Source organism: Agrobacterium sp. ES01, assembly GCF_050320885.1.
Taxonomy (GTDB): Bacteria; Pseudomonadota; Alphaproteobacteria; order Rhizobiales; family Rhizobiaceae; genus Allorhizobium.
In genome coordinates this window covers 101,361-110,063 of the sequence record NZ_JBNQTH010000010.1, presented here as the reverse complement: position 1 = coordinate 110,063, position 8,703 = coordinate 101,361, and the positions used below count along the sequence as shown (strand labels likewise).

Below are 8,703 nucleotides of genomic sequence, written 5' to 3'. Positions count from 1 at the left end.
CCAGCATCTCAGCCAATCTCGAAGATTTTTTACCGAAACAAAAGTCTGCGTCGCCAGAAGCGCCGCCGCCTCTCGTTCGGTGAGGCGGGTTCTAGTCCCACTCTAAACTCAAGTCAACATGGCTCGTGTCAAAAAACTGTCGTTTTTCTTATCTTATTGAAATATAATCGTTAAATTGAAAAAATCGACCGATCGGCCTTTCCGGCAGCTGGCGGGACTGCCTGTCCGACATCGATGCAGAAGCTTTACCGCCCGCGCTCGCCAGCAGGTTGACGACCATCGGCTCCGTACCCGCAAACGCCACCCAAGTGATCCGCAGCGTTGGTGTCTGCGATACGGTCTGGGGCGCAGGCGGGCGTGCCTTATATATACATATATACCAATCGGCGGCGCATTCAGCCTAGGCTTCGCGCACGAGCCCTCAGGCAAGACTCGCTTTGGGACAAAGGCGGCCAGACGCAATTTCCATTTGTCTCCACAGCAGAGCTTGTCTATCACTAAGGCGTCTGCATCGGATGAAGTCCGCGACCCGGCGTCATCGGAAGCAGACGCCTCTATCACGCGACGGTTCCGCCCGACCCAATCGGGAAGGCGGATGAAAAGGGAATACGGTGAGGACGACCCAACAGGGGCCGAAACCGTGGCTGCCCCCGCAACTGTGAGCGGCGAGCGACGTCCAAAATGCCATTGGTTCGACAGAACTGATAAGGCGGACCAAGCTTTGACCCGCAAGCCAGGAGACCTGCCGTCGCTTCCGCCACAAGACCCTGTGGCCATTCACCAGAACCCGCGCGGTGGGCGCGGACGAAAGGAAACGACAATGCATATTGAACCCGGCATCGTGGACGGTGCCAAGATCGCCCTGAGCTTCGCAACGGCTGCGGCCTCTTTCGGGCTTGTAGCGAAGATGTCCCTGGACACGATCCGCAAGGACGGCGGCGTGACGGCCTTTGCCACACGCAGCCTGATCTCCGCCGCACTTGTTTTCAGCTTTTTTGAAGTGTTACCGCATTATCCGGTCGGTGTGTCGGAAGTGCACCTGATCCTTGGCTCCACCTTATACCTGATCTTTGGCGCCGGCCCGGCGGCATTGGGCCTGGCTGCAGGTCTTTTGACCCAGGGGCTGTTTTTCGCCCCCTTCGACCTGCCGCAATATGGCATCAACGTCACCACGCTGATTGTCCCGCTTTGGGCTGTCAGCCAATTGGCCAGGCGGATCATTGCCCCGCAGACACCCTATGTCGACGTCACATATTGGCAGGCTTTGTCGCTGTCGACAGCCTATCAGGGCGGAATTGTCGCCTGGGTGGCCTTCTGGGCATTATACGGACAGGGTTTCGGCGCCGATAACATCGCCAGCGTCTTTTCCTTTGGCGGTGCCTATATGACTGTGATCATTCTGGAACCGCTTGTGGACCTTGCCGTATTGGCGATTGCAAAGACGTTCGCCAACCAAACGAAAAATCCGGTCTTCAACAGCCGACTGCATAGCGCAGCCAGCTGACCAGGTTCACGCCTCAATCGAGAAGACAGGGCGCGCGGCTTCAGTCGGGCGCCCTGTTTTTTGAACAGCATCTGCGACGCAACAGTTGACGCGACGCACAGCGCTGCTATCGGAGGGGACTTGGTGATCACATGCCGGGACCGTCAGGAACCGCCTTTGCTGGAAAGGACATGCCTTGCGCATTCTGCCCGAAGCTCATTTCCCCGAACTGCCCAATTACTATCATGGCAAGGTCAGGGACAATTATGATCTGCCCGACGGTCGACGCATCATCATTTCCAGTGATCGGTTGTCGGCGTTTGATCGCATCCTCACCTGTATTCCATATAAGGGAGAGGTGTTGACCCAGACGGCCCGCTACTGGTTCGAGGAAACAAGCGATATCTGCCCCAACCACGTGCTGGAATATCCCGATCCCAATGTTGTTGTCGGTACACGACTTGATATCTTGCCGGTCGAAGTGATCGTGCGCGGATACCTTGCCGGAACCACGGGCACATCGATCCTGACGCTCTACAAGGCAGGCCAGCGTGACATGTACGGCTTCAGCTTTGCCGACGGCATGCAGGACAACCAGAGGCTCGATCAACCGATCATCACCCCCACCAGCAAGGCCTTCGATGCCGGTCACGATGAGCCCTTGACGGCTGCCGAAATCGTTTCAACGAATTTGCTGACAGCCAAGCAGTGGGAGACAGTTTCAAGCTATGCCCTGGCTCTGTTTGCCCGCGGCCAGAAAATGGCGGCCGAGAAAGGCCTCATTCTGGCAGACACGAAATATGAGTTTGGGACGGATAAAGACGGCAACATTCTTCTGGCCGATGAAATTCATACGCCTGATAGCAGCCGCTACTGGATGGCCGACAGCTACGAGCAGTGCGTCGCAGAGGGAAAGCGGCCCCAGAGCTTCGACAAGGACTTTGTCCGCTCATGGGTTGCCGAGCGCTGCGACCCTTACAAGGATGATATCCCTGACATCCCGGCCTCGCTCATTGAAGAGACCTCTCATGTCTATCGCAAAGCCTATGAAATGATCACGGGAAAACCGTTCACTCCAGACGAAAGCGGGGCAACTGTCCTCGACAGAATCCGCAAGAATTTGTCAACTTACTTTGCCTAGGCTTTCTACAGAGTGTGGATGATTCGCAACGCTGCCCGGGAATGTGAATTTGGTGGCTGTTTTCTTTTGGAACGAATTGCTAGTTTACCATATGAAAAAAGAGCGATTCCGGGCTTCCAGCCGGATACTCAGGCAAGCCGCCGGTCAATCTGACATGGCGGCAATTGTATGAATACAGGATTATATGATGATATCCCGTCAAGCTGCCCCCATACTTGGACTGCTCTTCCTTGCAGGCTGTGTCTCCGGTCCCGACCATGTCGCACCGGAAACGGTGTTGCCCGCGAAATTCAGTGAAGGCGGCTCGGCGAGCGCCGGCGATGTGTCACTGGTTGCCTGGTGGACAGCCTTTAATGACAAGCGGCTGACCGGCCTGGTCGATCAGGGGATATCGCAAAACCTGTCCGTGCTTCAGGCGATGGAGCGCATTACCTCTGCGCAAGCCAATGTCGTCAGCGCCGGTGCAGGTTCGCTGCCCAGCCTGACGGCCTCTGCTTCCGAATCGGTGAGCGGATCGGACGGCAGTGGCGACTTCGGCACCAGTTCTCAGGATACAAGGTCGACGTCTGCAGGTGGCCTGAACGTCTCCTGGTTGCTTGACCTTTTCGGACAATATCGCCGTGCGAAAGAAAGTGCGAATGCATCCCTCGATGCCGCCTATTCGAGTGTAGATGTCGCCAAGCTTTCCTTCATTTCGGATCTGACGACATCCTATATTAATGCGCGCTATTATCAGGCCCGCATCGCCATCGCGCGCCAGAACCTCAAATCGCGTCGCGAGACACTTGATTTGACCAAGCTGCAGCTCGACGCCGGTGCTGCATCGCGTCTTGATGTTGTGCAGTCTGAAGGCTTGGTAAACTCGACGCTCGCTGATCTCCCGGGTTTTGAGACAAACTTCCGCAAGAGCGCACATCATATCGCGACGCTTCTGGGTCTGCCTGCATCGACCTTGATTGCGGATCTGCAAAAAGGTGCCCCGCAGCCGGTTGCACGTCGCAGCGTAAAGACCGGCGTTCCTGCGGACCTCATCCGCAATCGTCCGGACATCAAGGTTGCGGAACGCAACCTGGCAGCAGCCGTCGCCGAGATCGGTGTTGCCGAAGCACAACTTTATCCATCGATCACGCTGAGTGGTTCGATTTCGCCTTCCTTTATTTCGACGAGCGGCGCGAATGGCGGTGTCACATCTTGGTCGTTCGGGCCGAGCCTTTCGCTGCCAATTCTCGATGGCGGCAGGCTGCGGGCGAACGTGACCTCATCCGAGTCCGAAGCTCGCCGGCTTCAACTTGTCTGGAAGCAGACAGTTCTCGATGCCGTAGAAGAAGTTGAAAACGCTCTGGCTGCTTATAATCGCGATAGCCAGACGGTGAACGCATTGCGGGCAACGGTTCAGTCCTACAATGAGGCGCTTGAGCTTTCCACGGCAAGTTACAAGGACGGCGCGTCTTCCCTGCTCGACGTGCTGGATGCGCAGCGGTCCGTGTCGACGGCACAGGCGAGCTTGGCTGCCGCCGTGCAGCAGATGGCAACCGACTTCGTTGCGCTCAACATCGCCATCGGCGGTGGCTACGACTTCGACAAGAGATAAGCCGACAATTCAATTGTCGAAGATCAAAGGCCTTCCCGCGGGAAGGCCTTTTTTGTTTGTCGAAAGACCGATCAGAACGACGCCGGTGTATTGATCCAGATAAGGACCGTCTCGCCATCCGAACGGTTTTGCCAGGAATGCGGGCGTCGGCTCTCGAAATAGAAGCTGTCACCCGTGCCGAGTTGAAAAAACTGGTCGCCGTCGAGAATGATTTCCAGACTGCCGGAGAGCACAAAAATGAACTCCTCGCCTTCGTGCTGGTAGGCCCCCTCACTCGATGCTCCCGGAGCGAGCTGAAAGCGATTGCATTCCATCTGGTTGCGGCCTTCGGCGAGAACCTGAATTGCCACGCCGGATGAGCTCGTTGGCCATTCCGGCCACTTGCCGTCTCTTATCAGCGATTCTGCTCCCGCGCTTAGTTCCTGCCCGCTCAGCGATGCAATCGTGGTGCCCAGAAAATTGGCAACCAGATGCAATGCCGTAAAGGACAGTCCCTGCGACGTGCGCTCGAATGTGGAAAGCTGCGAAATGGCCACGCCGGTGGCCTGTGCTACGGCGTCAAGCGTGTGCCCGGCATCACGTCTCAATTTGCGGATTTTCAACCCGACGGGTAGTTCGCCCGGATAGCCACTTTCGTCTCCTGTGGTATCCTCACCCGATCCGACCCCGTCCACGCCTTCGTCGCGCAGGTTTTCGCGTATGGCAGCCGGGTTCAGGCCTTTTTCGCTGCGCAGCCAGGCAATGGTCTGCAATTTGTCGACAAGCGCTCGATCGTAAAGTCGCTGACCGGACGCGGTTCGGATTGGCTGCACCAGTTCCTGTGCTTCCCAAAGCCGGAGAGTCGATGGCGAAACGCCGGCCATCCTGGCGGCTTCTCCGATCTTGAAGAGGATTTCGTCCATCGGGACAGTGCCTTTCCGCCATTCGCCTTTGCCACGACTGATAAATGCGACAAAGCATATTGCAAGTCTACTGAAAAAATGTAGGAAATATATACGCCTTGTGCTCGCCGCGAATGGGACGCCGAGGGCCAACCAATCATCAAGGGAATTTCCGCAATGAAGAACTCCGAAATTGCAGTTCGCAAGAACGATGCCATCTCCCGTGGCGTCGGCATGACGACGCAAATCTATGCAGAGAAGGCCGAGAATTCGGAGATCTGGGACGTTGAGGGTAACCGCTACATCGATTTCGCCGGCGGCATCGCGGTTCTCAATACAGGCCATCGACACCCGAAAGTCATCGATGCGGTCAAGAAGCAGCTCGATAGTTTCACACACACCTGCCACCAGGTCGTGCCATACGAAAACTACGTCTACCTCGCTGAGCGCCTGAACAAGCTGGTTCCCGGCGATTTCAAGAAGAAGACGATCTTCGCGACCACGGGTGCCGAGGCCGTTGAAAATGCGGTCAAGATCGCACGCGCCGCAACCGGCCGCTCTGCCGTGATCGCCTTCACCGGAGCGTTTCATGGACGTACATTCATGGGCATGACGCTGACCGGCAAGGTTGTCCCCTACAAGGTTGGCTTCGGCCAGATGATGGGCGATGTCTTCCATGTCCCCTTCCCGCTCGAGCTCCACGGCATCAGCGTTGAGGAATCGCTCGATGTGCTCGACAAGCTGTTCAAGGCCGATGTTGATCCCGCGCGCGTCGCCGCCATCATCATCGAGCCCGTACAGGGCGAAGGCGGATTCTATCCGGTTCCGCGCACACTGATGAAGGCTCTGCGCGACATCTGCGACCAGCACGGCATCCTCTTGATTGCCGATGAGGTGCAGACGGGCTTTGCCCGTACGGGCAAGATGTTCGGCATGGAGCATTACGATGTTGCAGCCGATCTCGTGACCATGGCCAAGAGCCTTGCCGGCGGCTTCCCGCTGTCCGCGGTCACTGGCCGCGCAGAGTTGATGGATGCGCCCGGCCCCGGCGGCCTCGGTGGCACCTATGCCGGCAATCCGCTCGCCATCGCCGCCGCCAATGCCGTGCTGGACGTGATTGAGGAAGAAGATCTGATCAATCGCGCCAATCAACTCGGTGGCCGCCTCAGGCAACGCCTTGAGGCCCTTCGCGCCGATGTGCCGGAAATTTCCGATATTCGCGGACCGGGCTTCATGATGGCGGTCGAATTCGGCGAACCCGGCTCCACCAAGCCAAATGCGGAATTCACGAACAATGTTCGCCTCAAGGCGTTGGAGAAGGGACTCATCCTGCTCACCTGCGGTGTCTACGGCAACGTTGTTCGCTTTCTGGCACCGATCACCATCCAGGATGACGTCTTCAACGAGGCGCTCGACATCATCGAGCAGTCGATCAAGGAATGCAGCGCAGAGGCGAAGTAATGACGATTTCCAAGACACTCACCGCGAAACTGAAGGATCCAGGCCTTGCGACCGACAAGGCGCTGGTTGGGTCCGACTGGATTGCCAAAAGCGACACTGGCGCAACATTCGAGGTCACAAACCCGGCCAATGGCGACGTCATCGCCACGCTCCCAGATCTCGGCAAGGCCGAGGTCTCCCGTGCGATTGATGCGGCAGAGATTGCCCAGAAGGCATGGGCGAAGAAGACCGGCAAGGAACGCGCCGGAATACTGCGCAAACTCTATGACCTGATGGTCGAGAATGCAGATGATCTTGCCACCATCCTCACCATGGAGATGGGCAAGCCCTGGGCAGAAGCACGCGGTGAAATCCTTTACGGTGCCTCTTATGTCGAGTGGTTTGGCGAAGAAGCCAAGCGCGTCTATGGTGACACCATTCCCGGTCACCAGCCAGACAAGCGCATTCTCGTCATCAAGCAGCCGATCGGTGTTGTCGGTGCCATCACGCCGTGGAACTTCCCCAACGCCATGCTTGCCCGCAAGATGGCACCGGCTATTGCCGCTGGTTGTGCAATGGTTGCCAAGCCTGCAGCGCAGACCCCGCTTTCCGCATTGGCCATTGGAATTCTTGCCGAACGCGCTGGCTTGCCCTCAGGGGTCTATTCTGTGCTCACAAGCACGGATGCCGCAATGGTCGGCAAGGAATTCTGCGACAATGACAAGGTTCGCAAGCTGACATTTACCGGCTCCACCAATGTCGGTCGCATCCTGATGCGTCAGGGCGCGGACCAGATTATGAAGCTTGGCCTGGAACTCGGTGGCAACGCACCCTTCATCGTCTTCGATGACGCAGATCTCGATGCGGCTGTCGAAGGTGCGATGATCTCGAAGTATCGCAATGCCGGTCAGACATGCGTCTGCGCCAACCGTCTCTACATTCAGTCTGGAGTTTACGACGCCTTTGCTGCCAAGCTGGCAGAGAAGGTCAAGCAAATGAAGGTCGGCGACGGCTTTGGAGAAGGCGTGACAACCGGTCCTCTGATCGACGCAAACGCCTTGAAAAAGGTGAAGGAGCATGTCTCCGATGCCACGTCCAAGGGTGCGAAGATCGAAGTGGGGGGCGGCGAATCGGATCTTGGCGGTCTGTTCTTCCAGCCAACCATCCTGACCGGCGTCACTTCGGAGATGAAGGTTGCAACCGAAGAAACCTTCGGTCCTGTCGCCCCGCTCTTCAAGTTCGAAACCGAGGAGGATGTGATTGCCATGGCCAACAATACTGAATTTGGCCTTGCCTCATACTTCTACTCCAGGGACCCTTCGAAGGTGTTCCGGGTGGCGGAAGCACTCGAATACGGCATGGTCGGCGTCAACACCGGTTTGATTTCCACCGAAGTCGCCCCCTTCGGCGGCATCAAGCAATCCGGCCTCGGCCGCGAAGGCTCGAAATACGGTATCGATGACTATGTCGAGATGAAGTATCTCTGCCTCAGCATCGACAGCTGATAGCTGATAGCTGAAACGAAAAGGCCCCGGAAACGCCAGTTTCCGGGGCCTTTTTGCGTATTACGGTCTCAAATCAGCTCTTGGCGCGCTCGACATAGGAATTGTCTTCGGTCGCGATGACGACACGAATACCGGCATCCACATGCGGGGGCACCATGGTGCGCAGGCCATTGGAGAGGATTGCCGGCTTGTAGGAGGACGACGCCGTCTGGCCCTTGACGACCGGCTCGGTCTCGACGATTTCGAGCGTGACATGGCGCGGCAACTGCACAGCAAGCGGAATACCTTCGTGCATCGACAAGACGCAGGTCATCGCTTCCTGAAGATAGGCCTTCTGATCGCCCATGGTCTCAATGTCCACGACAACCTGGTCGTAGTTTTCTGGGTTCATGAAGTGGAACCCTTCGCCGTCTTCATAGAGAAACTGGAAGTTCAGGTCTTCGACGAATGCGCGCTCGACCTGCTCGGTCGTACGCCAGCGTTCGGAAACCTTAACGCCGTCGGAGATCCGGCGCATGTCGACCTGGGTAACAGGCGTACCCTTGCCCGGGTGGAAATTCTGGGCGGTAAGCACAACGTATAGCTTGCCGTCGACATCGATAACATTGCCCTTGCGGACAGACGAAGCGATCACCTTGACCATTGGATTTCCTTGTAACTGC

General features: G+C 57.1%; 7 protein-coding genes and 1 riboswitch. Of the genes, 5 read left to right on the top strand and 2 right to left on the bottom strand.

The window, feature by feature from the left end; translation table 11 throughout:
• The first annotated feature begins 548 nt into the window (after nucleotides 1-548).
• Nucleotides 549-764: riboswitch (cobalamin riboswitch) on the top strand.
• Nucleotides 765-820: 56 nt separating this feature from the next.
• The 3 genes from ACQQ2Q_RS21020 (at nucleotide 821) to ACQQ2Q_RS21010 (ending at nucleotide 4,215) form a co-directional block, all read left to right on the top strand.
• Entirely contained in the window at nucleotides 821-1,504 is a 684-nt protein-coding gene (locus ACQQ2Q_RS21020; protein ID WP_428189099.1) for an energy-coupling factor ABC transporter permease, read from the top strand.
• A gap of 175 nt (nucleotides 1,505-1,679) precedes the next feature.
• On the top strand, nucleotides 1,680-2,624 hold the full coding sequence (locus ACQQ2Q_RS21015; protein ID WP_428189098.1) for a phosphoribosylaminoimidazolesuccinocarboxamide synthase: 945 nt from the start codon (nucleotides 1,680-1,682) through the stop codon (nucleotides 2,622-2,624).
• Nucleotides 2,625-2,811: 187 nt separating this feature from the next.
• Nucleotides 2,812-4,215, top strand: coding sequence for an efflux transporter outer membrane subunit (locus ACQQ2Q_RS21010; protein ID WP_428189097.1), 1,404 nt, complete (start codon nucleotides 2,812-2,814; stop codon nucleotides 4,213-4,215).
• Between the two features lie 71 nt (nucleotides 4,216-4,286).
• Here the strand turns inward: ACQQ2Q_RS21010 and ACQQ2Q_RS21005 are convergent, their stop codons facing one another.
• Nucleotides 4,287-5,117 carry a cupin domain-containing protein gene (locus tag ACQQ2Q_RS21005; protein WP_428189096.1) on the bottom strand — a complete coding sequence of 277 codons (831 nt, stop codon included), beginning with the start codon at nucleotides 5,115-5,117 and terminating at the stop codon, nucleotides 4,287-4,289.
• 156 nt (nucleotides 5,118-5,273) lie between these two features.
• Between ACQQ2Q_RS21005 and ACQQ2Q_RS21000 the strand changes: the two genes are divergently transcribed.
• Together ACQQ2Q_RS21000 and ACQQ2Q_RS20995 are read left to right on the top strand one after the other, a co-directional pair.
• Nucleotides 5,274-6,557, top strand: coding sequence for a 4-aminobutyrate--2-oxoglutarate transaminase (locus ACQQ2Q_RS21000; RefSeq protein WP_428189095.1), 1,284 nt, complete (start codon nucleotides 5,274-5,276; stop codon nucleotides 6,555-6,557).
• Nucleotides 6,557-8,041, top strand: coding sequence for an NAD-dependent succinate-semialdehyde dehydrogenase (locus ACQQ2Q_RS20995; protein WP_428189094.1), 1,485 nt, complete (start codon nucleotides 6,557-6,559; stop codon nucleotides 8,039-8,041). The genes ACQQ2Q_RS21000 and ACQQ2Q_RS20995 overlap by 1 nt, the downstream gene beginning before the upstream one ends.
• A 73-nt stretch (nucleotides 8,042-8,114) precedes the next feature.
• Here the strand turns inward: ACQQ2Q_RS20995 and efp are convergent, their stop codons facing one another.
• The gene (gene efp, locus ACQQ2Q_RS20990) at nucleotides 8,115-8,684 is read right to left on the bottom strand and encodes an elongation factor P (RefSeq protein WP_428189093.1); all 570 of its coding nucleotides are present in this window, start codon (nucleotides 8,682-8,684) and stop codon (nucleotides 8,115-8,117) included.
• Between the last annotated feature and the right edge of the window lie 19 nt (nucleotides 8,685-8,703).

Bases quoted from the DNA above. Each gene is read 5' to 3' on its own strand.
- ACQQ2Q_RS21020 (WP_428189099.1), top strand. From the start codon at position 821: ATGCATATTGAACCCGGCATCGTGGACGGTGCCAAGATCGCCCTGAGC.
- ACQQ2Q_RS21010 (WP_428189097.1), top strand. From the start codon at position 2,812: ATGATATCCCGTCAAGCTGCCCCCATACTTGGACTGCTCTTCCTTGCA.
- ACQQ2Q_RS21005 (WP_428189096.1), bottom strand. From the start codon at position 5,117: ATGGACGAAATCCTCTTCAAGATCGGAGAAGCCGCCAGGATGGCCGGC.
- ACQQ2Q_RS21000 (WP_428189095.1), top strand. From the start codon at position 5,274: ATGAAGAACTCCGAAATTGCAGTTCGCAAGAACGATGCCATCTCCCGT.
- ACQQ2Q_RS20995 (WP_428189094.1), top strand. From the start codon at position 6,557: ATGACGATTTCCAAGACACTCACCGCGAAACTGAAGGATCCAGGCCTT.
- efp (WP_428189093.1), bottom strand. From the start codon at position 8,684: ATGGTCAAGGTGATCGCTTCGTCTGTCCGCAAGGGCAATGTTATCGAT.